The 24,384-nt window shown below is 70.8% G+C and carries 21 protein-coding genes and 2 pseudogenes; 18 read left to right on the plus strand and 5 right to left on the minus strand.

The features are described from left to right. Positions 1-56: 56 nt before the first annotated feature. Positions 57-1,286: a DUF349 domain-containing protein gene (locus A6P39_RS33510; RefSeq protein ID WP_067046301.1), complete on the minus strand. Its 1,230-nt coding sequence runs from the start codon at positions 1,284-1,286 to the stop codon at positions 57-59. 142 nt (positions 1,287-1,428) lie between these two features. Further along, positions 1,429-2,256 carry a peptidylprolyl isomerase gene (locus A6P39_RS33515; RefSeq protein WP_067046304.1) on the minus strand — a complete coding sequence of 276 codons (828 nt, stop codon included), beginning with the start codon at positions 2,254-2,256 and terminating at the stop codon, positions 1,429-1,431. Positions 2,257-2,467: 211 nt separating this feature from the next. On the opposite strand from A6P39_RS33515, the gene A6P39_RS33520 reads away from it, so the two are divergent. Together A6P39_RS33520 and hisS are read left to right on the plus strand one after the other, a co-directional pair. Next, entirely contained in the window at positions 2,468-3,178 is a 711-nt protein-coding gene (locus A6P39_RS33520; RefSeq protein WP_067046306.1) for an MBL fold metallo-hydrolase, read from the plus strand. Between the two features lie 12 nt (positions 3,179-3,190). Next, positions 3,191-4,453, plus strand: coding sequence for a histidine--tRNA ligase (gene hisS / locus A6P39_RS33525; RefSeq protein ID WP_067046308.1), 1,263 nt, complete (start codon positions 3,191-3,193; stop codon positions 4,451-4,453). Positions 4,454-4,683: 230 nt separating this feature from the next. Here the strand turns inward: hisS and A6P39_RS33530 are convergent. Continuing rightward, positions 4,684-4,943 (minus strand): annotated as a pseudogene (locus A6P39_RS33530) (ATP-binding cassette domain-containing protein); the annotation flags it as partial. A gap of 144 nt (positions 4,944-5,087) precedes the next feature. Here A6P39_RS33530 and A6P39_RS33535 point away from each other — a divergent pair. From A6P39_RS33535 to rpsD, 3 genes are all read left to right on the plus strand, one after another. After that, positions 5,088-5,744, plus strand: a complete 657-nt coding sequence (locus tag A6P39_RS33535) for a vitamin K epoxide reductase family protein (RefSeq protein ID WP_067046309.1) — start codon at positions 5,088-5,090, stop codon at positions 5,742-5,744. A gap of 73 nt (positions 5,745-5,817) precedes the next feature. Next, complete coding sequence (locus A6P39_RS33540) at positions 5,818-7,173, plus strand: replication-associated recombination protein A (protein WP_067046512.1); 1,356 nt, start codon at positions 5,818-5,820, stop codon at positions 7,171-7,173. A gap of 305 nt (positions 7,174-7,478) precedes the next feature. Beyond that, positions 7,479-8,093: a 30S ribosomal protein S4 gene (gene rpsD, locus A6P39_RS33545; RefSeq protein WP_067046311.1), complete on the plus strand. Its 615-nt coding sequence runs from the start codon at positions 7,479-7,481 to the stop codon at positions 8,091-8,093. Between the two features lie 84 nt (positions 8,094-8,177). Here the strand turns inward: rpsD and A6P39_RS33550 are convergent, their stop codons facing one another. Continuing rightward, a complete protein-coding gene (locus A6P39_RS33550; RefSeq protein ID WP_079133415.1) occupies positions 8,178-10,376 on the minus strand; it encodes an ATP-binding protein in 2,199 nt (732 codons plus the stop codon). 161 nt (positions 10,377-10,537) lie between these two features. Here A6P39_RS33550 and A6P39_RS33555 point away from each other — a divergent pair, with 161 nt between their 5' ends. The 13 genes and pseudogenes from A6P39_RS33555 to nusB all read left to right on the plus strand — a co-directional run bounded on the left by A6P39_RS33555 (position 10,538) and on the right by nusB (position 23,661). Next, complete coding sequence (locus A6P39_RS33555; protein ID WP_107304360.1) at positions 10,538-10,972, plus strand: DUF948 domain-containing protein; 435 nt, start codon at positions 10,538-10,540, stop codon at positions 10,970-10,972. Positions 10,973-10,988: 16 nt separating this feature from the next. Then, positions 10,989-11,336, plus strand: coding sequence for a hypothetical protein (locus A6P39_RS33560; RefSeq protein WP_067046315.1), 348 nt, complete (start codon positions 10,989-10,991; stop codon positions 11,334-11,336). Continuing rightward, on the plus strand, positions 11,336-14,008 hold the full coding sequence (gene alaS / locus A6P39_RS33565; protein ID WP_067046317.1) for an alanine--tRNA ligase: 2,673 nt from the start codon (positions 11,336-11,338) through the stop codon (positions 14,006-14,008). Before A6P39_RS33560 ends, alaS begins: the two co-directional genes overlap by 1 nt. A gap of 25 nt (positions 14,009-14,033) precedes the next feature. Beyond that, a complete protein-coding gene (gene ruvX / locus A6P39_RS33570; RefSeq protein ID WP_031161763.1) occupies positions 14,034-14,498 on the plus strand; it encodes a Holliday junction resolvase RuvX in 465 nt (154 codons plus the stop codon). A gap of 126 nt (positions 14,499-14,624) precedes the next feature. Further along, positions 14,625-16,301: an endolytic transglycosylase MltG gene (gene mltG / locus A6P39_RS33575; RefSeq protein ID WP_234378930.1), complete on the plus strand. Its 1,677-nt coding sequence runs from the start codon at positions 14,625-14,627 to the stop codon at positions 16,299-16,301. Continuing rightward, positions 16,282-17,121, plus strand: coding sequence for a shikimate dehydrogenase (locus A6P39_RS33580; protein WP_067046321.1), 840 nt, complete (start codon positions 16,282-16,284; stop codon positions 17,119-17,121). Before mltG ends, A6P39_RS33580 begins: the two co-directional genes overlap by 20 nt. Positions 17,122-17,295: 174 nt before the next feature. Further along, positions 17,296-18,480: a chorismate synthase gene (gene aroC, locus A6P39_RS33585; protein ID WP_067046323.1), complete on the plus strand. Its 1,185-nt coding sequence runs from the start codon at positions 17,296-17,298 to the stop codon at positions 18,478-18,480. Continuing rightward, the gene (locus tag A6P39_RS33590; RefSeq protein ID WP_067046325.1) at positions 18,477-18,995 is read left to right on the plus strand and encodes a shikimate kinase; all 519 of its coding nucleotides are present in this window, start codon (positions 18,477-18,479) and stop codon (positions 18,993-18,995) included. Before aroC ends, A6P39_RS33590 begins: the two co-directional genes overlap by 4 nt. Beyond that, the gene (aroB, locus tag A6P39_RS33595) at positions 18,992-20,083 is read left to right on the plus strand and encodes a 3-dehydroquinate synthase (protein ID WP_067046327.1); all 1,092 of its coding nucleotides are present in this window, start codon (positions 18,992-18,994) and stop codon (positions 20,081-20,083) included. The genes A6P39_RS33590 and aroB overlap by 4 nt, the downstream gene beginning before the upstream one ends. A 302-nt stretch (positions 20,084-20,385) precedes the next feature. Next, positions 20,386-21,428 (plus strand): annotated as a pseudogene (locus A6P39_RS33600) (AAA family ATPase). A 73-nt stretch (positions 21,429-21,501) separates the two neighbouring features. Further along, a complete protein-coding gene (locus A6P39_RS33605; RefSeq protein ID WP_067046331.1) occupies positions 21,502-22,608 on the plus strand; it encodes an aminopeptidase P family protein in 1,107 nt (368 codons plus the stop codon). Positions 22,609-22,657: 49 nt separating this feature from the next. Beyond that, positions 22,658-23,224 carry an elongation factor P gene (gene efp, locus A6P39_RS33610; protein ID WP_067046333.1) on the plus strand — a complete coding sequence of 189 codons (567 nt, stop codon included), beginning with the start codon at positions 22,658-22,660 and terminating at the stop codon, positions 23,222-23,224. A gap of 2 nt (positions 23,225-23,226) precedes the next feature. Beyond that, positions 23,227-23,661, plus strand: coding sequence for a transcription antitermination factor NusB (gene nusB / locus A6P39_RS33615; protein WP_067046335.1), 435 nt, complete (start codon positions 23,227-23,229; stop codon positions 23,659-23,661). A gap of 187 nt (positions 23,662-23,848) precedes the next feature. Here the strand turns inward: nusB and bldD are convergent, their stop codons facing one another. After that, positions 23,849-24,352: a transcriptional regulator BldD gene (gene bldD / locus A6P39_RS33620; protein WP_010046440.1), complete on the minus strand. Its 504-nt coding sequence runs from the start codon at positions 24,350-24,352 to the stop codon at positions 23,849-23,851. Positions 24,353-24,384: the final 32 nt, after the last annotated feature.

Consider the following 24,384-nt stretch of genomic DNA (forward strand, 5'->3'; position numbering starts at 1 on the left):
CAGGAAAAGGGCCCCGTACGCGCGTACGGGGCCCTTTCACATGAGAGTGAGGGAACTCAGCCGCCGAACTCCTGCAGGCCCTTGAGAGCCTGGTCCAGGAGCGCCTGGCGGCCCTCCAGCTCACGCTCCAGCTTGTCGGCCCTGGAGTTGTTGCCCTGGGCGCGGGCCTGGTCGATCTGCGCCCTCAGTTTGTCCACGGCGGCCTGGAGCTGACCGGTCAGACCCTCGGCACGCGCGCGTGCCTCCGGGTTCGTCCGGCGCCACTCGGTCTCCTCGGCGTCCTGGATCGCCCGCTCGACGGCGTGCATCCGGCCCTCGACCTTCGGCCGTGCGTCCCGCGGGACATGGCCGATGGCCTCCCAGCGCTCGTTGATCGAGCGGAAGGCGGCCCGGGCGGACTTCAGGTCACCGATCGGCAGGAGCTTCTCGGCCTCCTCGGCCAGCTCCTCCTTCAGCTTCAGGTTCTCCGTCTGCTCCGCGTCCCGCTCGGCGAACACCGAGCTGCGCGCGGCGAAGAAGACGTCCTGGGCACCGCGGAAGCGGTTCCACAGGTCGTCCTCGTGCTCGCGCTGGGCGCGGCCCGCGGCCTTCCACTCCGCCATCAGCTCGCGGTAGCGGGCCGCCGTCGGACCCCAGTCCGTCGAACCCGACAGCGACTCGGCCTCGGCGACCAGCCGCTCCTTGGTCCTGCGGGCATCCTCGCGCTGTGCGTCCAGCTGCGCGAAGTGCGCCTTGCGGCGCTTGGAGAACGCCGACCGCGCGTGCGAGAAGCGGTGCCACAGCTCGTCGTCGGACTTGCGGTCCAGCCGCGGCAGGCCCTTCCAGGTGTCCACCAGCGCCCGCAGCCGCTCACCGGCGGCCCGCCACTGGTCGGACTGCGCCAGCTGCTCCGCCTCGGTGACCAGATCCTCCTTGGCCTTGCGGGCCTCGTCGGACTGCCGGGCCCGCTGCTGCTTGCGCTCCTCACGGCGCGCGTCGACAGACTGCACCAGCTTGTCCAGCCGCTCGCGCAGCGCGGCCAGGTCGCCGACCGCGTGGTGCGCGTCCACCTGCTCACGCAGGTGGTCGATCGCGGTCTGGGCGTCCTTCGCCGACAGGTCGGTGGTCTGCACTCGCTTCTCGAGGAGGCCGATCTCGACAACCAGGCCCTCGTACTTGCGCTCGAAGTAGGCAAGCGCCTCCTCAGGGGAGCCGGCCGCCCACGATCCGACGACCTGCTCGCCGTCGGCCGTACGCACGTACACGGTCCCCGTCTCGTCGACGCGGCCCCACGGGTCGCTGCTCACAGCGCCTCCTCCACATGATGCCTGCGGGGGCCTCGCGCCCCCGAGCATCGTCCACAGTTTCGTCACGGCCAACATAGGCGACCGGCGGGCGGCCTGTCCGCATCCAGCGCGACCGAAATTCCGCAGTTGGCCGTCATCGCCGTCAGGACTTGGTCACCGTCGCCTTGTTGATCACGACGGTCGCGTTCGGCGCGGTGTTGCCCGAGGTCGGGTCGGCCGCCTGCGCGCCGGCGGCGGCGATCTTCTGCAGCACCTTCATGCCCGCGTCCGAGACCGTGCCGAACGGGGTGTACTGCGGCGGCAGCGGGCTGTCCTTGTAGACCAGGAAGAACTGGCTGCCGCCGGTGTGCTTCTGGCCGGTGTTGGCCATCGCCACCGTACCCGCCGGATACGTGTTGCCCTTCAGGCTCTTGTCCTTCAGGTTCTCGTCCGGGAGCGTGTAGCCCGGGCCGCCCATGCCGGTGCCCTGCGGGTCGCCGCACTGCAGCACGTAGATGCCGGTGGTGGTCAGGCGGTGGCACTTCGTGTGGTCGAAGTAGCCCTGGGCCGCCAGGAAGGCGAACGAGTTCACCGTGTGCGGGGCCGCCGCCGTCTTCATGTCGATGCCGATGTCACCGCACGTCGTGGCGAGCTTCATCGTGTACTTCGCCGACGCGTCGATCGTCATCGCCGGCTCCTTCTTCCAGCTCAGCTTCTTCGCCGAGCCGGCCGCCGGCTTCGCGCACGGGTCGGGGGCCTTGCTGGTCGGCGCCGCGCTGGGCGTGACGTCGGAGGCGGTGTTCTTCTTGTCGTTGTTCTTCAGTGCACCGGTCGTGTACAGCGCGACGCTGCCGATCACGACCACGCCCAGTACCGACGCGATGACGGAGTTGCGCAGGCGGGCCTTGCGCCGCGCCTCGGTGCGCCGCTGCTGCTGCCGCAAGAACTTCTCCCGGGCGAGCTGACGCCGCCGCTGCTCCTGGCTGACCACCGGGTTCTCTCCTCATGCGTGTCGTGTGTCGACCGGTACGTGTGCGGTTGCGTGGTTCTCGTGGGCCGACCGCTGCGTGTAGCCCCGTACCGTATATGGGTTCGCTGAGGAAACGGCAGCGCCGGTAGGCTCTGACTGCGGCTGACGCCGCCGGCAAGCCTTCCGCGAGCCGTCTGCAGGCCGTACTCAACCGACACAACGAAGGACGATCGTGCTCATTGCCGGGTTCCCCGCCGGGGCCTGGGGGACGAACTGTTACCTCGTCGCCCCCGCCCCCGGTGAGGAGTGCGTGATCATCGACCCGGGCCACCAGGCCGCCGAAGGCGTCGAGGAAGCACTGAAGAAGCATCGGCTCAAGCCCGTCGCCGTCGTCCTCACCCACGGCCACATCGATCACGTGGCCTCGGTCGTCCCGGTCTGCGGCGCCCACGACGTGCCGGCCTGGATCCACCCCGAGGACCGGTACATGATGAGCGACCCCGAGAAGGCGCTCGGCCGGTCCATCGGCATGCCGCTGATGGGGGAGCTGACCGTGGGGGAGCCGGACGACGTCCGCGAGCTGACGAACGGCACCACCCTCGACCTGGCCGGCCTGGAGTTCTCCGTCGCGCACGCGCCGGGCCATACCAAGGGGTCGGTGACCTTCCGGATGCCCGAGACCGCCGACATCCCGTCGGTGTTCTTCTCCGGGGATCTGCTGTTCGCCGGCTCCATCGGACGCACCGACCTGCCGGGCGGATCCATGGCGGACATGCTCGAGTCGCTGGCCCGCGTGTGTCTGCCGCTCGAGGACTCCACCGTGGTGCTGTCCGGCCACGGCCCCCAGACGACCATCGGCCAGGAGCGCGCCGCCAACCCCTATCTGCGGCAGGTGGCGGCCGGCCAGGGAGCGGATGCCGCCGCTCCCCGACGAGGAATGTGACGAGAGATCTCCGTGAGCACTTTCAAGGCCCCCAAGGGCACGTACGACCTGCTGCCGCCGGACAGCGCCAAGTTCCTGGCCGTCCGCGAGGCGATCGCCGCGCCGCTCAGGAACTCCGGCTACGGCTACATCGAGACGCCCGGTTTCGAGAACGTGGAGCTGTTCGCGCGCGGTGTCGGTGAGTCCACCGACATCGTGACGAAGGAGATGTACGCCTTCGAGACGAAGGGTGGCGACAAGCTGGCCCTGCGCCCGGAGACGACCGCCCCCGTGCTGCGCGCGGTGCTGGAGGCCAACCTCTACAAGACGGGCAACCTCCCGGTGAAGGTCTGGTACTCGGGTTCGCAGTACCGCTACGAGCGCCCCCAGAAGGGCCGCTACAGGCACTTCTCCCAGGTCGGTGCCGAGGCGATCGGCGCGGAGGACCCGGCCCTGGACGCCGAGCTGATCATCCTGGCCGACCAGGCGTACCGCTCGCTCGGCCTGCGCACCTTCCGCATCCTGATGAACAGCCTGGGCGACAGGGAGTGCCGCCCGGTGTACCGGGCCGCACTGCAGGAGTTCCTGCGCGGCCTCGACCTGGACGAGGACACCCGCCGGCGCGTCGACATCAACCCGCTGCGCGTCCTCGACGACAAGCGCGAGTCGGTCCAGAAGCAGCTCACCGGCGCGCCGCTGCTGCGCGACTACCTGTGCGACGGCTGCAAGGCGTACCACGAGGAGGTCCGCGAACTGCTCACCGGGGCGGGCGTGGTCTTCGAGGACGACCCGAAGCTGGTGCGCGGCCTGGACTACTACACCCGCACCACGTTCGAGTTCGTGCACGACGCTCTGGGCTCGCAGTCCGCGGTGGGCGGCGGCGGCCGCTACGACGGCCTGTCCGAGATGATCGGCGGTCCGTCACTGCCGTCGGTGGGCTGGGCGCTCGGCGTCGACCGCACGGTCCTCGCCCTGGAGGCCGAGGGCATCGCGCTGGACCTGCCGTCCACGACGTCGGTGTACGCCGTCCCGCTCGGCGAGGAGGCCCGCCGCCTGCTGTTCGCGAAGGTCACCGAGCTGCGCAAGGCCGGCATCTCGGCGGACTTCTCCTACGGCGGCAAGGGCCTGAAGGGCGCCATGAAGAACGCCAACCGCAGCGGCGCCCGCTACGCGCTGGTGGCCGGCGAACGCGACCTCGCCGAGGGCGTCGTCCAGCTCAAGGACATGGAGTCCGGCGAGCAGAGCGCGATCGCGGTGACCGACATCCTGGCGGAACTGCGCTCCCGGCTCGGCTAGTCGAGGCCCGCGAGAAGCACGAGAAGCCGAGAAGCACGCGAAGTACGAGAAGCAGGGCGCCGGAAGGAATTCCGGCGCCCTGTTCAATGCTCCAGCAGGCGCGCGCGGAGCCGTCGGGTTCCGTCCAGGCCGCGGTGGTCTCACCGCCGTACCGCCGGCGCAGCTCGCCGGGGGTGCCCTCGGCGACGACCCGGCCACCGTCAACTCGGCGGCGTCGATTCGTCCTGTCAGACGATTCCCACTCGGGACCGCCACGCGCGCGTGCCCGTCGCCGGGTCCGTACCCAGGACGGAAACCTCGCCCCCGTCCCGGGACCGTTGCCCTGGAGGATCTCCACCGTGGTCCTCTTGCCCGCGCCGTTCGGCCCGAGCAGGCCGAACACCTCACCGCGCCGGATGCCGAGATCGAGGCCGTCCACGGCGCTGCCGCCCCCCGTAGCGCTTGCGCGGCCCCGGACGTCCACCGCCGGTTCGTCCGTGTGTGCGGTCATGTCCCCGAGCTTCGGCCGGAACCGAACGGTCCGTGACCGCCGTGCGTACCTCCTTATGTCCTTCGAACGGTGGACACACACGCGCGTGCGGCACAATGACCCGTGCCCGAAGATGGTCCAACTCTCAAACGACGGAATCGGCGGATGAGCAAGACGACAGTCACAGACCTCTCCACGGAGCCCGGGCCCGAGCGTGCCGCCGACGGACCCCGCACGGTGGGCGGCAGCCGCGCCTTCGCCCTGCTGCTGGTGATCACCGGCGCGGCCGGACTGCTGGCGGCCTGGGTCATCACGCTCGACAAGAACAAGATCCTCGAAGCGAAGATCGCGGGGAAGACGTTCACGCCGGGCTGCAGCGTCAACCCGATCGTGTCCTGCGGCAGCGTCATGGAGAGCAAGCAGGCGGCGGCCTTCGGCTTCCCTAACCCCTGGCTCGGCCTCGTCTGCTACGGCATCGTCATCTGTGTCGGCATGAGCCTGCTGACCCGTGCCCGCTTCCCGCGCTGGTACTGGCTGACCTTCAACTTCGGCACTCTTTTCGGTGTCGGCTTCGTCACCTGGCTGCAGTTCCAGTCCCTGTACCGGATCAACGCGCTGTGCCTGTGGTGCTCGCTGGCCTGGGTCGCCACGATCACCATGTTCTGGTACGTGACCTCGTCCAACATCCGCAACGATTTCCTGCCCGCGCCGGGCTGGCTGAAGCGGTTCTTCGCCGAGTTCACCTGGGTCCTGCCGGTCACCCACTGCGGCATCATCGCCATGCTGATCCTGACCCGCTGGGGCAGCCAGCTCTGGGCCTAGCCAGGGCCTGTCCGACCCAAGGCCCGGGCCCGGCCCGGCCGCGTTGTCAGTGCGGTGATTTAGGGTTTTGGACGTGGAACCCGACCTCTTCACCGCAGCGGCGGAAGAACGCCAGGAGAAGGACCCGGCAGGCAGCCCCCTGGCGGTGCGGATGCGCCCGCGCACCCTCGACGAGGTCGTGGGCCAGCAGCATCTGCTGAAGCCCGGCTCCCCGCTGCGCCGGCTGGTCGGCGAGGGTTCGGGCGGCCCCGCCGGACCGTCCTCGGTGATCCTGTGGGGCCCGCCCGGCACAGGCAAGACGACCCTGGCGTACGTCGTCTCCAAGGCCACGAACAAGCGGTTCGTGGAGCTGTCCGCGATCACCGCGGGCGTCAAGGAGGTCCGCGCGGTCATCGACGGCGCCCGCCGCGCCACCGGCGGCTTCGGCAAGGAGACCGTCCTCTTCCTGGACGAGATCCACCGTTTCAGCAAGGCCCAGCAGGACTCCCTGCTCCCGGCGGTCGAGAACCGCTGGGTGACGCTGATCGCGGCCACCACCGAGAACCCGTACTTCTCGGTGATCTCGCCCCTGCTGTCCCGTTCGCTCCTGCTGACGCTCGAACCGCTCACCGACGACGACATCCGGAGCCTGCTGAAGCGGGCCCTGAGCGACGAGCGCGGCCTGAAGGACGCCGTGGGCCTGCCCGACGACACCGCGGAGCATCTGCTGCGCATCTCCGGCGGCGACGCCCGGCGGGCCCTGACCGCCCTGGAGGCCGCCGCCGGAGCGGCGCTCGCCAAGGGCGAGGGGCAGATCGGCCTCGAGACGCTGGAGCAGACCGTCGACCGGGCCGCGGTGAAGTACGACCGCGACGGCGACCAGCATTACGACGTCGCCAGCGCCCTCATCAAGTCCATCCGCGGCTCCGACGTCGACGCGGCCCTGCACTACCTGGCCCGCATGATCGAAGCCGGCGAGGACCCCCGCTTCATCGCCCGCCGCCTGATGATCTCCGCCAGCGAGGACATCGGCCTCGCCGACCCGAACGCCCTGCCCATCGCCGTCGCCGCCGCCCAGGCCGTCGCCATGATCGGCTTCCCCGAGGCCGCCCTCACCCTCAGCCACGTCACGATCGCCCTCGCGCTCGCCCCCAAGTCCAACTCCGCGACCACCGCGATAGGCGCCGCCCTGGAGGACGTCCGCAAGGGCCTGGCCGGCCCCGTCCCGCCCCACCTGCGCGACGGGCACTACAAGGGTGCGGCCAAGCTCGGCCACGCGCAGGGGTACGTGTACCCGCACGACCTGGCGGAGGGCATCGCCGAGCAGCAGTACGCCCCGGACGCCCTGAAGGACCGCGAGTACTACACCCCGGGCAGGCACGGCGCCGAGGCGAGATACGCCGACGCGGTCGAGTGGACCAGGAAACACCTCGGTCGCAAGCGCTCCTGAGCACCCTGTAGACTGCCCCGAAGTGCTGAGTCCCGCGCTGTCAGAGCGGGACAGCCAGCCGGAGACCCGGTCCCTCGCGGACCGGCTCCAGGAGCGTCGCGCACCGTCGATCGGTGTCGCGGGCAGCCCACCACCACCCGGGGTTCCGGGACGGCCGGTGGGCCACTCGCGTGCTGCACGTATGTGCCCAGACCAGGGAAGCGGCTGCCCGGCAGGTCCCCTCGGGGCCCGGCGGGTTTTCCCGGCTGCGGATGCGACCTCCCTTAACCCTGACGAGCCGAAAACTACGAAAGAGACGAAAGACAGTGGCGAACCAGTCCCGCCCCAAGGTCAAGAAGTCGCGTGCCCTCGGCATCGCGCTGACCCCCAAGGCCGTCAAGTACTTCGAGGCCCGCCCCTACCCGCCGGGTGAGCACGGCCGCGGCCGCAAGCAGAACTCGGACTACAAGGTCCGTCTGCTGGAGAAGCAGCGTCTGCGCGCGCAGTACGACATCTCCGAGCGCCAGCTGGTCCGCGCCTACGAGCGCGCGTCCAAGGTCCAGGGCAAGACCGGTGAGGCCCTGATCGTGGAGCTCGAGCGCCGCCTCGACGCCCTGGTCCTGCGTTCGGGCCTCGCCCGCACCATCTACCAGGCCCGTCAGATGGTCGTTCACGGCCACATCCAGGTCAACGGCCAGAAGGTCGACAAGCCGTCCTTCCGCGTCCGCCCGGACGACGTCGTGCAGGTCCGCGACCGTTCCAAGGACAAGACGCTCTTCACGATCGCCCGCGAGGGTGGCTTCGCCCCCGAGGGTGAGACCCCGCGCTACCTGCAGGTGAACCTCAAGGCCCTGGCGTTCCGCCTGGACCGCGAGCCGAACCGCAAGGAGATCCCGGTGATCTGCGACGAGCAGCTCGTCGTCGAGTACTACGCCCGCTGATCCCGGCGCAGGCGTAAGCTCCCAGCCCGCCGTTTCCCAGCCCTGCCGGGCGGGGAAACGGCGGGTTTGCGTTTACCGGCCGCCTCAGTTCGCAGGGAGGTCCGGTCGTTCGGACAGCGCGGGCCGGCGGGGGCCGGGCGCGCGGTTCCCCGCGTCCCTCGGGGGCGCGTCGTCGGCTCCGCGCGGAGCCGGCACCGCGTCCAGTGGCCGTGCCCCATCACGCTCCAGCGCACGGGCCACGGCCGTGGCGCGGCCGAGTCGGGCCCCGTCCCGCAGGCACTCCTCGTAGCGCTCGTCGCCCAGTGTCTGCCGGGCCGTCGCCTCGCACAGCTCGTGCGGGGCGTTGTAGTAGGCCGAACCGAACAGCGGCAGCCCCACCGAGGGCCACATCCGGCCCGCCGCGCCCTGCAGCACCGCCGCCTCGGCCGCGTCGCCCCCGGTCACCGTCACCAGTGCCAGCAGCTCCAGCGACAGCACCTCGGCGAGCAGGTCGCGGAAGGCGTGCGCATGGCCGAGGCAGTCCGCCAGCAGCTCCCGCGCCCGTGCGGGGTCGCCGTCCTGCCAGGCCGCGTACCCCAGCACGTACAGCGCGTACGACCGCGCCCAGCGCTCCCCATGGTCCTCGCACACCTGGCGCACGTCCTCGCACAGCCGCACCGCGTCCGGCAGATCGCCCTGGAAGGCGCGTGCCATCGCCAGCTCCACCTGGCCCATCAGGACGTTGCTGTTGAGTTCGCCGATCTCCCGATACCGCTCCAGCGCCGACCGCAGCAGCGTTTCTGCACGGGCCATGTCATCGGTGACCAGGGCGAGGCAGCCGGTGCGGTGCTCCGCGTACGCCACCGCCGTCGGATCCCCGGTCCGCTCCGCCTGCTCGCGGCACTCCCGCAGCGCCACCAGCGCGGGCACGGTGTCGCCCTGCAGGATCGCCACGTAGCCGAGCACCCACAGCGCCTTCAGCCGGGACTGCTCGTACTCCGACTCCAGTTCCACGCTGCGCTCCAGCCAGCACCGCCCCTCCGCGAGCCGCCCGCAGCCCACCCAGCAGAACCACAGCGACCCCGCCAGGCACTGGCCGAGGTGCGCCTCGTCCGGCTCGGTCAGACAGAACTCCAGCGCGGCCCGCAGATTCGGCAGCTCGGCGTCGACCCGCTCGGCGATCTCGTGCTGCCGGGGCGAGAACCAGTCCAGCTCGCACCAGGTCGCCAGGCCCAGATACCAGTCCCGGTGCCGCCTGCGCAGCCGGCCCGCGTCCCCGGTCGCCTCCAGCCAGTCGGCGCCGTAGTCCCGGACGGTGTCCAGCATCCGGTAGCGGGGGCCGGCCGGGGTGTCCTCGTGGGTGAGGACCGACTGGGCCAGCAGCTCCGACAGCAGGTCGAGCACGTCCTCGGCGGGCAGCCCGTCCCCGCTGCACACGTACTCGGCCGCCTCCAGATCGAAGGTCTGCGCGAACACCGACAGCCGTGCCCACAGCAGCCGTTCGGCCGGCGTGCACAGCTCATGGCTCCAGCCGATCGCCGTGCGCAGCGTGTGATGGCGGGAGGGCGGCCCGCCGGGCACCGGGCGCGGGGCCTCGCTCCGGCCGCGCGCGGTCAGCAGCCGGAACCGGTCGTCCAGCCGCTGCAGCAACTGCCCGGGGGACAGCGCCCGCAGCCGCCCGGCCGCCAGCTCCAGCGCGAGCGGGATGCCCTCCAGCCGGCGGCACAGCTCACGCACCTCGGGACCGTCGGACACCGCGAGCCCCTGCTCCCGGGCCCGGTCCGTGAACAGCTCCACCGCCGCGTCCTCGCCGAGCGGAGCCAGCGGCATCATCCGCTCGCCCGGCAGCCCGAGCGGGCGCCGGCCCGCGGCCAGCACTTGCAGCTCCGGCAGTTTGCGCAGCAGTTCCGCCGTCAGCTCGGCACAGGCCTCCACCAGATGCTCGAACCCGTCCAGCACCAGCAGGACCGGGCGGCCGGCGAGATGCCCGAGCAGGGTCTCCCGGGGCGGCCGGGTGGTGTGGTCGGTCAGACCCAGCGCCTCGACCACCGCGTACTCCACGAACTGCGGATCGCGCACCGGCGCCAGCTCCACCCGCCCGCACGCCCCGGACGCCCACCCGGCGGCAGCCCGCGCGGCCAGCCGGGACTTGCCGACGCCCCCGAGCCCGGTCACGGTCACCAGCCGCGCCGCACCGAGAGCCGCGGCCAGCTCGGCGAGTTCGGCCGAGCGCCCGACGAAAGTGGTCAGTTCCAGGGGCGGATCGCCGTCGGGGAAGGGGTCTGGGCGCTGAGGACCTCGCATGGGACACGGAGCGTACTGAAGTGTGCGCATTGCGTACAATCGCTTCCCGCAACTCCGTCCCCGCCACCGGGTAATCCGGTACGGAGCGCAGGTCCCGGCGCGATAGGCTCGGACACGAGTTTTTCGATGTTTTCGATGTCGAGGCACGTTTCAGGGAGCGGGTGCGCACAGTGTCCGGTGGAGAGGTGGCCGGGATCCTGGTGGCCGTCTTCTGGGCGATCCTGGTCTCCTTCCTCGCGGTGGCTCTCGTGAGGCTGGCCCAGACGCTCAAGGCGACCACCAAGCTCGTGGCGGACGTGACCGACCAGGCCGTCCCGCTGCTCGCCGATGCCTCGGCGGCGGTGCGTTCCGCGCAGACCCAGATCGACCGCGTCGACGCGATCGCCTCCGACGTCCAGGAGGTCACGTCGAACGCCTCCGCGCTGTCGACCACCGTCGCCTCCACCTTCGGCGGCCCGCTGGTGAAGGTCGCCGCCTTCGGCTACGGCGTCCGCCGGGCGCTGGGCGGCCGCAAGGAGGACGTGCCCGCGAAGGCGCCCCGGCGTACCGTGATCGTGGGCCGCACGGTCCCCGCCGCACGACGCAAGCGGAAGTAAGGACTGAGACCGAGCGATGTTCCGCCGTACGTTCTGGTTCACCACAGGTGTCGCCGCCGGGGTGTGGGCCACCACCAAGGTCAACCGCAAGCTGAAGCAGCTGACCCCCGAGAGCCTCGCCGCGACCGCGGCGAACAAGGCCCTGGAGACCGGTCACCGGCTGAAGGACCGCGCGGTGGGCTTCGCGCTCGACGTCCGCGACAACATGGCCGTGCGGGAGGCCGAGCTGGAGGAGGCCCTCGGGATCCACGAGAACCCCGAACTCCCCGCACCCCGGCGGTTCGCCGCCATCGAGAACAACCGCAGCAACCCGAAGTACATCCAAGCCCCGATGTACTCGTACAACCGGAATGAGGACCACTGATGGAGTCGGCTGAGATCCGCCGCCGCTGGCTGAGCTTCTTCGAGGAGCGCGGGCACACCGTCGTGCCTTCGGCGTCGCTCATCGCGGACGACCCGACTCTGCTCCTCGTCCCGGCCGGCATGGTGCCCTTCAAGCCCTACTTCCTGGGTGAGGTCAAGCCGCCGTTCCCGCGCGCCACCAGCGTGCAGAAGTGCGTGCGCACTCCCGACATCGAAGAGGTCGGCAAGACCACGCGCCACGGCACGTTCTTCCAGATGTGCGGCAACTTCTCCTTCGGCGACTACTTCAAGGAAGGCGCCATCAAGCACGCCTGGGAGCTGCTCACCACGCCCCAGGCCAAGGGTGGTTACGGCCTGGCGCCGGAGAAGCTCTGGATCACCGTCTACAAGGACGACGACGAGGCCGAGCGCATCTGGCACGAGGTCGTCGGCGTGCCGAAGGAGCGCATCCAGCGCCTCGGCATGAAGGACAACTACTGGTCCATGGGTGTGCCCGGTCCCTGCGGCCCCTGCTCCGAGATCAACTACGACCGCGGCCCCGAGTTCGGCGCCGAGGGCGGCCCCGCCGTCAACGACGAGCGGTACGTGGAGATCTGGAACCTCGTCTTCATGCAGTACGAGCGCGGCGAGGGCATCGGCAAGGACAACTTCGAGATCCTCGGCGAGCTGCCCAGCAAGAACATCGACACGGGCCTCGGCCTGGAGCGCCTCGCCATGATTCTGCAGGGCGTGCAGAACATGTACGAGATCGACACCTCCATGGCCGTCATCAACAAGGCCACCGAGCTGACCGGCGTGGCCTACGGCGACGCCCACGCGTCGGACGTCTCGCTGCGCGTGGTCACCGACCACATGCGCACCTCCGTGATGCTCATCGGCGACGGTGTCACCCCCGGCAACGAGGGCCGTGGCTACGTCCTGCGCCGCATCATGCGCCGCGCCATCCGCAACATGCGCCTGCTCGGCGCCACCGGTCCGGTCGTCAAGGACCTGATCGACACCGTGATCGGCATGATGGGCCAGCAGTACCCTGAGCTGATCACCGACCGCGAGCGCATCGAGAAGGTCGCCGTCGCCGAGGAGAACGCCTTCCTCAAGACGCTGAAGGCCGGCACCAACATCCTCGACACGGCCGTCACCGAGACCAAGGCCGCCGGCTCCACCGTCCTGGCCGGCGACAAGGCCTTCCTGCTCCACGACACGTGGGGCTTCCCGATCGACCTCACCCTCGAAATGGCCGCCGAGCAGGGCCTCTCGGTGGACGAGGACGGCTTCCGCCGCCTGATGAAGGAGCAGCGGGAGCGCGCCAAGGCCGACGCCCAGGCCAAGAAGACCGGTCACGCCGGTGCCGGTGCCTACCGGGAGATCGCCGACAAGGTCGGCGAGACCGACTTCATCGGCTACACCGACACCGAGGGCGAGTCCACGATCGTCGGCATCCTGGTCGACGGCGCCTCCTCGCCGGCCGCCACCGAGGGCGACGAGGTCGAGATCGTCCTCGACCGGACCCCGTTCTACGCCGAGGGCGGCGGCCAGATCGGCGACACCGGCCGGATCAAGGTCGACTCCGGTGCCGTCATCGAGGTCCGCGACTGCCAGAAGCCGGTCCCGGGTGTGTACGTCCACAAGGGCGTCGTCCAGGTCGGCGAGGTGACCGTCGGCGCCAAGGCCCACGCCTCGATCGACTCCCGCCGCCGCAAGGCCATCGCCCGCGCCCACTCGGCCACGCACCTGACCCACCAGGCTCTGCGCGACGCCCTCGGCCCGACGGCCGCCCAGGCCGGTTCCGAGAACCAGCCCGGCCGTTTCCGCTTCGACTTCGGCTCCCCGGCCGCCGTTCCGACGGCCGTGATGACCGACGTCGAGCAGAAGATCAACGAGGTGCTCGCCCGCGACCTCGACGTGCGCGCCGACATCATGGGCATCGACGAGGCCAAGAAGCAGGGCGCCATCGCCGAGTTCGGCGAGAAGTACGGCGAGCGGGTCCGCGTCGTGACCATCGGCGACTTCTCCAAGGAGCTGTGCGGCGGCACGCACGTGCACAACACCGCCCAGCTGGGCCTGGTGAAGCTGCTCGGCGAGTCCTCCATCGGCTCGGGTGTCCGCCGTATCGAGGCCCTGGTCGGTGTGGACGCCTACACCTTCCTCGCCCGCGAGCACACGGTCGTCAACCAGCTGACCGAGCTGCTCAAGGGCCGCCCGGAGGAGCTGCCGGAGAAGGTCTCCTCGATGCTCGGCAAGCTGAAGGACGCCGAGAAGGAGATCGAGAAGTTCCGCGCCGAGAAGGTGCTCCAGGCCGCCGCCGGTCTCGCCGGGTCCGCCAAGGACGTCCGCGGCGTGGCCGTCGTCACCGGCCAGGTTCCGGACGGCACCACCCCGGACGACCTGCGCAAACTGGTCCTCGACGTGCGCGGCCGCATCCAGGGCGGACGCGCCGCCGTTGTGGCTCTTTTCACAGTCACGAGCGGCAAGCCGCTGACGGTCATCGCCACCAACGAGGCCGCCCGTGAGCGTGGTCTGAAGGCCGGTGACCTGGTCCGTACCGCCGCCAAGACCCTCGGCGGCGGCGGTGGCGGCAAGCCGGACGTCGCCCAGGGCGGCGGTCAGAACCCGGCCGCCGTCGGCGAGGCCGTCGACGCCGTCGAGCGCATGGTCGCCGAGACCGCCAAGTAACGGGCACGTAAGGAAACGGTCGGAAATGCGCAGAGGACGTCGACTTGCGATCGACGTCGGGGACGCCCGGATCGGGGTCGCCTCGTGTGACCCCGACGGTATCCTCGCCACCCCGGTGGAGACCGTCCCCGGCCGGGACATCCCCGCCGCCCACCGCCGGCTGCGGCAGCTGGTGGAGGAGTACGAACCGATCGAGGTCGTCGTCGGACTCCCTCGCTCCCTCAAGGGGGGCGAGGGCCCGGCCGCGGTCAAGGTCCGCGCCTTCGCCCAGGAGCTGGCCAAGGGCATCAAGCCGGTGCCGGTCCGCCTGGTGGACGAGCGGATGACGACCGTGACGGCCAGCCAGGGACTGCGTGCCTCGGGCGTGAAATCGAAGAAGGGCCGCTCGGTCATCGACCAGGCAGCCGCCGTCATCATCCTCCAGCAGGCCCTCGAATCCGAACGGGTGTCAGGTAAAGCACCGGGCGAGGGCGTCGAAGTGGTCATCTGATCGCGATACGGTAACGTTCCGCGCGGTGTGCCGGTGTTCGAACAGCCGGCCCACAGCAACAGGAGGCGGAACGGAAGCGGGCCCACCGGCCGCGTGCCCGGTCGGCCTCGCGGCTCTAGGGGATCGATGACTGAGTATGGCCGGGGCCAAGGCTCCGAACCGTGGCATCCGCACGACCCGTTGTACGGGGACGGCGGATGGGGAGGGCAGCAGCCGCACGGCGGCCAGCAGCCTTACGGCGGCCAGCCGCAGCACTACCCCCAGCACTACCCTCAGCAGCCGCAGTACGACAACTGGGGCCAGGAGCAGCAGCCCGGATACGGCCACGAGCAGTACCCGTACTACGACGAGCAGGGGCATCCGCAGTACGCCGGGCCCCAGCAGCAGTACCAGCAGCAGGGCGGCTGGGACACGACCGGAACCCACGCCCAGGTCCCCTACGCGGCCGATCCCGGCGACCCCTACGGCCCGCACCCCGGCGCCTACGGGGGCGAGCAGCCCGACTTCTACGGCACCGAGGACGCCTACCCGCCGCCGGAGCCGCCCGGCCGCCGGCGCCCCGGGCCGGAGCTGGATCCGGATCCGGATCCGGAGGACGTGCCCGAGGAGGAGAATCACCCCTTCTTCACGGGCGGCGGCGACGACGATGACGACGACGAGGACCACGAACTCGCGGGCCGGCGCGACCGGCGAGGCAAGGGCAAGAAGCCGGCCAAGCCCAGGAAACGGCGCACCGGCTGCGCCTGCATGGTGGTCGTCCTGGTCTTCGGCGGCGGCCTCGGCGGCGCCGGCTACTTCGGCTACAGGTTCTACCAAAATCGTTTCGCCCCGGCTCCCGACTACAAGGGCGACGGCGTCGGCGGGACGGTGACCGTCGAGATCCCCAAGGGCGCGGGCGGCTGGGACATCGGCAACCGCCTGAAGGAGGCCGGCGTCGTCAAGAGCGCCGAGGCCTTCGTGCACGCGCAGGGCGAGATCCAGGGCGGCGGCGGCATCCAGGCCGGCGCATACCTCCTGAGGAAGGAGATGTCCGCCGCCAGTGCCGTGAAAATGATGCTGGACCCGAAGAGCCAGAACAATGTCGTGGTGACCCCGGGCGAACGCAACGCGGGTGTCTACGCGGCGATCGACGAGAAACTCGAACTCACCGCCGGTACCACCAAGAAGGCCGCCCAGGCGGAATACAAGAACTTCGGCGTGCCGGCCTGGGCGCAGAACACCGCTGAGGTCAAGGACCCGTTGGAGGGCTTCCTCTTCCCGGGCACCTACCCGGCCGCCAAGGGCATGAAGCCGGACACGATCCTGAAGCAGATGGTCGCCGAGGCCAAGTCCAAGTACGACGCCTACGGCCTGACCGCCAAGGCCGAGTCCCTGGGCCTGAACAACGCGTTCCAACTCGTCACCGTCGCGAGCCTGGTGCAGGCGGAGGGCAAGACTCACGACGACTTCCGCAAGATGGCGGAGGTGGTCTACAACCGCCTGAAACCCACCAACACCCAGACGAACCAGCTGCTCCAGTTCGACTCGACGTACAACTACCTCAAGGGCACCAGCAACATCCACATCTCCGAGAGGGAGATCAACAGCAACCACAACCCGTACAACACGTACACCCACAAGGGGCTGCCGCCCGGTCCGATCGGAAACCCCGGCGAGGACGCGATGATGGCGGCACTGAATCCGACCCACGACGGCTGGATCTATTTCGTGGCGACCGACGGCCAGAACAACACCGAGTTCGCCAAGACCTACGCCGAATTCCAGCAGCTCAAGGAAAAATTCAATGCCACATCGGGCAACTGACGCCCGCCGCGCCGCCGTGCTCGGGTCGCCCATCGCCCACTCCCTCTCCCCGGTGCTGCACCGGGCGGCGTACGACGAACTCGGGCTCACCGACTGGTCGTACGACCGCTTCGAGATCGACGAGGCCGGCCTGCCCGGCTTCTTCGAGACGCTCGGACCGCAGTGGGCGGGGCTGTCCCTGACCATGCCGCTCAAGCGGGCGGTCATCCCGCTGCTGGACGAGATCAGCGACACGGCCGCCTCCGTCGACGCGGTCAACACCGTCGTCTTCACCGAGGACGGCCGCCGCGTCGGCGACAACACCGACATCCCGGGCATGGTGGCCGCGCTGCGCGAGCACGGCGTCGAGCAGGTCGACTCCGCCGCGATCCTCGGTGCCGGTGCCACCGCCTCCTCCGCCCTCGCCGCCCTCGCCCGGATCTGCACCGGCGACATCACCGTCTACGTCCGCAGCGAGGCCCGTGCCGCCGAGATGCGGCAGTGGGGCGAACGGCTCGACGTGGACATCCGCACGGCGGACTGGGCGGACGCCGGGCAGGCGCTGCGCGCGCCCCTGGTGATCGCCACCACGCCGGCCGGCACCACCGACGCCCTGGCCGCCGCCGTACCCGAACGCCCGGCCACCCTCTTCGACGTGCTCTACGAGCCCTGGCCCACCGAGCTGGCGGCCCGCTGGTCCATGTTCGGCGGTGCCGTGGTCGGCGGCCTCGACCTGCTGGTCCACCAGGCCGTCCTCCAGGTCGAGCGGATGACCGGCCGCTCCCCGGCGCCCCTGGAGGCGATGCGGCACGCCGGCGAGAAGGCGCTCGCCGCCCGCTGACGCCCCGCTCGCCACCTCCTTCGCGTCCGTTTGCTGGACCGGCGGCCGGACGGACACCCGGACGTGGGAGGATCGGAGGTGGCGTACCGGGGTCGCGCACCCGGTGGCGCCGTCGCCGTACGCGAGGACACGCGTACGCAGGGCAGTACCGGGCGCGAGCATTGAGGAGCACCGTTGAGCAGGCTGCGTTGGCTGACCGCGGGAGAGTCCCACGGTCCCGCACTTGTCGCGACGCTGGAGGGCCTTCCCGCCGGCGTGCCGATCACCACGGAGATGGTGGCGGACCACCTCGCGCGGCGGCGGCTCGGCTATGGCCGCGGTGCGCGGATGAAGTTCGAGCGTGACGAGATCACCTTTCTCGGTGGCGTCCGGCACGGTCTGACACTCGGCTCCCCGGTCGCGATCATGGTGGGCAACACCGAGTGGCCCAAGTGGGAGCAGGTCATGGCGGCCGACCCGGTCGACCCCGAGGTGCTGGCCGGGCTCGCCCGCAACGCGCCGCTGACCCGCCCGCGCCCCGGCCACGCCGACCTCGCCGGCATGCAGAAGTACGGCTTCGACGAGGCCCGCCCGATCCTGGAGCGCGCCTCCGCCCGCGAGACCGCCGCCCGGGTGGCGCTCGGCGCGGTCGCCCGGTCGTACCTGAAGGAGACGACGGGCATCGAGATCGTCTCGCACGTGGTCGAGCTGGCCTCCGCCAAGGCCCCGCAGGGCGTCTACCCGACCCCGGCCGACGTCGAGCGGCTGGACGCCGACCCGGTGCGCTGCCTGGACGCGGACGCCTCGAAGGCGATGGTCGCGGAGATCGACCAGGCCCACAAGGACGGCGACACCCTCGGTGGCGTGGTCGAGATCCTGGCCTACGGTGTGCCCGTCGGCCTCGGCTCCCACGTGCACTGGGACCGCAAGCTGGACGCCCGGCTGGCGGGCGCGCTCATGGGTATCCAGGCGATCAAGGGCGTCGAGATCGGCGACGGCTTCGAGCTGGCCCGGGTGCCCGGCTCGCAGGCGCACGACGAGATCGTGAAGACCGACGAGGGCATCAGGCGGGTCTCCGGCCGGTCCGGCGGCACCGAGGGCGGCCTGAGCACCGGCGAGCTGCTGCGCGTGCGCGCCGCGATGAAGCCGATCGCGACCGTGCCGCGGGCCCTGCAGACGGTCGACGTCACCACCGGCGAGGCGGCCCAGGCGCACCACCAGCGCTCCGACGTCTCCGCGGTGCCGGCCGCCGGCATCGTCGCCGAGGCCATGGTCGCGCTGGTGCTGGCCGACGCGGTCGCGGAGAAGTTCGGCGGCGACAGCGTGGCCGAGACCCGCCGCAACGTGCGGTCGTACCTCGACAACCTCCGCATCCGGTGAGCGCCGTGCCTGCGGTCGTGCTGGTCGGCCCGATGGGCGTCGGCAAGTCCACCGTCGGACAGCTGCTGGCCGAGCGCCTCGGTGTCGGCTACCGCGACACCGACGACGACATCGTCGCCGCAGAGGGCCGCACCATCGCCGAGATCTTCGTCGACGAGGGCGAGCCCGCCTTCCGGGCGATCGAGAAGCGGGCGGTCGCCACCGCTCTCGCCGGGCACGAGGGCGTCCTCGCGCTCGGCGGCGGCGCCGTCCTCGACGCCGACACCCGCGCACTGCTCGCCGGGCACCGCGTGGTCTACCTCTCGATGCACGTGGACGAGGCCGTCAAGCGCACCGGCCTGAACGCGGCCCGCCCGCTGCTCGCGGTCAACCCGCGCAAGCAGTGGCGCGAGCTGATGGAGGCCCGGCGGCACCTGTACGAGGAGGTCGCGACGGTCGTCGTACCGACCGATGGCCGCACCCCCGAAGAGGTCACCCAACAGGCCTTGGAAGCACTGGAGTTGAAGAAGGCATGAGCGAGGCAGTCACGCGGATCCAGGTCGCCGGCACGGCGGGCACCGAGCCGTACGAGGTGCTGGTCGGCCGCCAACTCCTCGGTGAGCTGGGCGGATTGATCGGCCGGCAGGCCCGGCGGGTCGCGGTGATCCACCCGGAGGCACTGGCCGAGACCGGTGACGCGCTCCGTGCCGACCTGGCCGAGCAGGGCTACGAGGCCGTCGCCATCCAGGTGCCCAACGCCGAGGAGGCGAAGACCGCCGAGGTCGCCGCCTACTGCTGGAAGGCGCTCGGCCAGTCCAACTTCACCCGCTCCGACGTGATCGTCGGCGTGGGCGGCGGCGCGAGCACGGACCTCGCCGGTTTCGTGGCCGCGACCTGGCTGCGCGGGGTCCGCTGGATCGCCATCCCGACCACGGTCCTCGCCATGGTGGACGCGGCGGTCGGCGGCAAGACCGGCATCAACACCGCCGAGGGCAAGAACCTCGTCGGCGCGTTCCATCCGCCGGCCGGCGTCCTGTGCGACCTCGCCGCGCTGGACTCCCTCGCGGTCAACGACTACGTCTCCGGGCTCGCGGAGGTCATCAAGGCCGGTTTCATCGCCGACCCGGTGATCCTGGACCTGATCGAGTCCGACCCCGAGGGCGCCCGCAGCCCGGCGGGCCCGCACACGGCCGAGCTGATCGAGCGCTCGATCCGTGTGAAGGCCGAGGTCGTCTCCTGCGACCTGAAGGAATCGGGTCTGCGGGAGATCCTCAACTACGGCCACACGCTGGGCCATGCCATCGAGAAGAACGAGCGCTACACGTGGCGGCACGGCGCCGCGGTCGCGGTCGGCATGCACTTCGCCGCCGAACTGGGCCGTCTGGCGGGCCGGTTGGACGACGCGACGGCGGACCGGCACCGTACGGTCCTCGAGGCGGTCGGCCTGCCGCTGCACTACCGCTACGACCAGTGGCCCAAGCTGCTGGAGACGATGAAGGTCGACAAGAAGTCCCGCGGCGACCGGCTGCGCTTCATCGTCCTCGACGGCCTGGCCAAGCCGACGGTCCTGGAGAGCCCGGACCCGGCCGTGCTGCTCGCCGCGTACGGCGAGGTCGGTCAGTAAGTCCCCGACTGTTCCGTCCGTCCGATTCCCGTCCGATCTCCTTTCCGGAATGGGCACTTCAGGCCGCCCCCGGCCGTTCACCAAACGCCGGCCGGGGACGGTACCGTTCGGTAGGGAGCGGGGCTCGACCCCCGCTACCAGCACGAATTGCCTGCCGCGAGTGAGCTGGAGGGGCGCTTCGGTGTCGAGGGGCCGTGAGGGAGCGCGGAAGCCCGAAGGGCTGAGCACGCTCGGGCCGTCGACACCGGCTCAGGCGCCCCGGAGGTGAACGAGCCGAAGACGACGAGACGGAGTGGCAACGGATGCAGCACGCAGTGGGGTCGCCGCTGCCGCCGCCCCAGCAGCCGGGGCACGGGCCGCAGGCCGCCTGGACACCGGCCGCACACCACCCGGTCCGCCCACCGTCCCCCACCCAGGGCACCACAGCCCCCTCCCACCCGGCGCCCGCCCCCGTGCCACCGCCGCATCACCTGTCCGCCCAGGGCCCTGGTCCCGTGCCACAGCCGGATCCGGGTCCTGTCCAGGGGTCCGCGCCCGTTCCTCCCGTGCCGCCCGCCCAGGGCCCCGCGCCCGTTCCTCCCGTGCCGCCCGCTCAGGGCTTTCCCGGAGCAGGTGTTCCGCCGGCTCCGGCCGGTCCCGTGCCGGCGGCCCCCGCGCAGCCGCTTACCCGCAGCACGCCGCGGCGGCGCCCGGGCACGACGCCACCGGCCATGTGCCGCTGCCGCCCGGTGGTCCCGTCGGCGTGCCCATGGCGCCGCCGGCCGCGGCCGCGGTGCCCGATCCGACGACCACCACCCTGGCCGTCCTGCTGATCGGCCCGGCGGGCGCGGGCAAGACCAGCGTCGCCAAGTACTGGGCGGACCACCGCAGGGTGCCCACCGCGCACATCAGCCTCGATGACGTCCGCGAATGGGTCCGCTCGGGCTTCGCCGACCCCCAGTCCGGCTGGAACGACAACTCCGAGGCCCAGTACCGCCTGGCCCGCCGCACCTGCGGCTTCGCCGCCCGCAACTTCCTCGCCAACGGCATCTCCTGCATCCTGGACGACGCCGTGTTCCCGGACCGCCCGGTGGTCGGGCTCGGCGGCTGGAAGCGGCACGTCGGCCCCGGCCTGCTCCCGGTCGTCCTCCTCCCTGGCCTGGACATCGTCCTCGAGCGCAACGCCGAACGCACCGGCAACCGCCGCCTCACCGACGAGGAGGTGGCCCGCATCCACGGCCGCATGGCCGGCTGGTACGGCTCCGGTCTCCCGATCATCGACAACTCCCAACTGGACGTCCCCGGCACGGCAAGAGTCCTGGACGAGGTGCTGGCCAGGGCGATAGCAAGCCCCCCGAGCTGGTAGGCCCGCACCGGCCCCGCACCCACTCGGCCCCCGCAAATCAGCACAACCGCCACAAAACTCCTACGCTCGTCTCATGTCAGAGGTGTACGCGACCCGTCGGTCCCGGCTGAGAGACCACTTCACCGCGGCCGGCACCGCGGCAGCGCTCGTCACCCGCCCGGCCAACGTGCGCTACCTCGCCGCCGCGGCCCCGCAGGGTTCCGCCCTGCTGCTCGGCAAGCGCGAGGATCTCCTCGTCTGCGCCGGCCCGCCCGACGACCGCCCCTACGAGGGCCGGCCAGACGAGAACCTGCGCCTGCACGTCCTCCCCCCGAACGGCGGCGACGCGGCGGTCGTGGCGGCGGACCTGGCCGTGGCCCAGGACGCCGACTCCCTGGCCCTCGAGGAACACCACCTCACGGTCGCCCGGCACAGAGCCGTCCGCGCCGTAGCCCCCGGACTGCGCCTCGGCGACCTCGGCGGAGCCGTCGAGCAGCTCAGGGTGGTCAAGGACGAGGAGGAGATCTCCTGCCTCCGCATCGGCGCCGAGATCGCCGACCAGGCCCTCGGCGAGCTGCTGGAGTCCATCCTGGTCGGCCGTACCGAACGGCACCTCGCGCTGGAGCTGGAGCGCCGCCTGGTCGACCACGGCGCCGACGGACCGGCCTTCCCCACCTCCGTGGCGACCGGCCCGAACTCCGGCCGGCCCGGTCACCGCCCCACCGACCGCCGGGTGGAGGAGGGCGACTTCCTCTCCGTGTGCCTGGGCGCGACCTATCGCGGCTACCGCTGCGAGATCGGCCGTACCTTCGTGATCGGTACGTCGCCCGCCGACTGGCAGGTCGAGCTGTACGACCTGGTCTTCGCCGCCCAGCGCGCCGGGCGCGAGTCCCTGGCGCCCGGTGCCGCCCACCGTGACGTGGACCGCGCGGCACGCCAGGTGCTGGACTCGGCCGGCTATGCGGAGGCACTGTCACCGTCGACCGGACACGGCGTCGGACTCGAAATCGACGAGGACCCGCAGTTGGCGCCCGCGTCCATGGGTAAACTGGACGCTTGCGTGCCGGTCACCGTCGAACCGGGGGTCCACCTCCCGGGCCGGGGCGGCGTCCGGATCGATGACACGCTCGTCGTACGCCCCGAGGCGGACGGCGGACCCGAGCTACTCACCATCACGACCAAGGAGCTGCTCGCCCTCTAGGCAGTGGCGTGACCCGGGGTCGTACGTCAGTCCAGGAGATTCCGCAACCGTGGCTTCCACGAACGACCTCAAGAACGGCATGGTGCTCAAGCTCGAAGGCGGCCAGCTCTGGTCCGTCGTCGAGTTCCAGCACGTCAAGCCCGGCAAGGGCCCGGCCTTCGTGCGCACCAAGCTGAAGAACGTGCTGTCCGGCAAGGTGGTCGACAAGACCTTCAACGCCGGCGTCAAGGTCGAGACGGCCACTGTCGACAAGCGCGACATGCAGTTCTCGTACATGGAGGGCGACTACTTCGTCTTCATGGACATGGAGACCTACGACCAGCTGCACATCGACCGGAAGACCGTCGGCGACGCCGCGAACTTCCTGATCGAGGGCTTCGAGGCCACCGTCGCCCGCCACGAGGGCGAGGTCCTCTACGTCGAGCTGCCGGCCGCCGTCGAGCTGGTCATCAAGGAGACCGAGCCCGGCGTCCAGGGCGACCGCTCCACCGGTGGCACCAAGCCCGCCACCCTGGAGACCGGCCACCAGATCCAGGTCCCGCTCTTCATCACCACCGGTGAGAAGATCAAGGTCGACACCCGCACGAGCGACTACCTCGGCCGGGTGAACAGCTAACCGTGGCTGCTCGCAACACGGCCCGCAAGCGCGCCTTCCAGATCCTCTTCGAGGGCGACCAGCGCGGCGCCGACGTCCTGACGGTCCTCGCCGACTGGGTCCGGCTGTCCCGGTCCGACACCCGGCAGCCCCCGGTCAGCGAGTACACGATGCAGCTGGTCGAGGGCTACGCCAAGCACGCGAGGCGCATCGACGAGCTGATCGCCCAGTACGCGGTCGGCTGGACGCTCGACCGGATGCCGGTCGTGGACCGCAACATCCTGCGGCTGGGCGCGTACGAGCTGATCTGGGTCGACGAGACCCCGGACGCCGTCGTCCTGGACGAGATGGTGCAGCTGGCGAAGGAGTTCTCCACGGACGAGTCGCCCTCGTTCGTCAACGGCCTGCTGGGCCGTCTGAAGGAGCTGAAGCCCTCGCTGCGCCGCGAGGAGGCGTAAGCCGGTACAACAACGCCGGAGGGCCCGCAGCGCGTCCGCTGCGGGCCCTCCGGCGCTTTGTGTGTGCTGCCCGCACGACAGCGATGCGCCGATGCGCCCGCACCGCGTCAAAAGCCGCCGGGGCAGCCGGAACCATAGGTTCCGGCCACCCCGGCGGCGGCACGTTTCTGCGCAGGTGCTGAGCGGGTCAGCCCTCTTCGTGCGTGGCCACCGCGCGGCGCGCGTCCGCGTCCAGGACACCCCAGCTGATCAGCTGTTCGGTCAGCACCGAGGGGGACTGGTCGTAGATGACGGCGAGTGTGCGCAGGTCGTCCTGGCGGATGGAGAGCACCTTGCCGTTGTAGTCACCACGCTGGGACTGGATCGTCGCCGCGTAGCGCTGAAGCGGGCCCGCCTTCTCGGCCGGCACCGTGGCCAGCCGCTCCAGGTCCAGGACCAGCTTCGGCGGCGGCTCGGCGGCGCCGCCCGGCGTCGTGCCCGGCAGCAGCTCCTGCACCGGAACACCATAGAAATCGGCCAGCTCGGCGAGCCGCTGCACGGTCACCGCACGGTCGCCACGCTCGTACGACCCGACCACCACGGCCTTCCAGCGACCCTGGGACTTCTCCTCGACACCGTGGAGGGAAAGGCCCTGCTGGGTGCGGATGGCCCGGAGCTTGGCCCCGAGCTGTTTGGCGTATTCGCTGGACATATAGCTCCCCGGACACTGTGTCGACGCGGCCG

It is taken from the genome of Streptomyces sp. FXJ1.172 (assembly GCF_001636945.3).
Classification (GTDB): Bacteria; Actinomycetota; Actinomycetes; order Streptomycetales; family Streptomycetaceae; genus Streptomyces.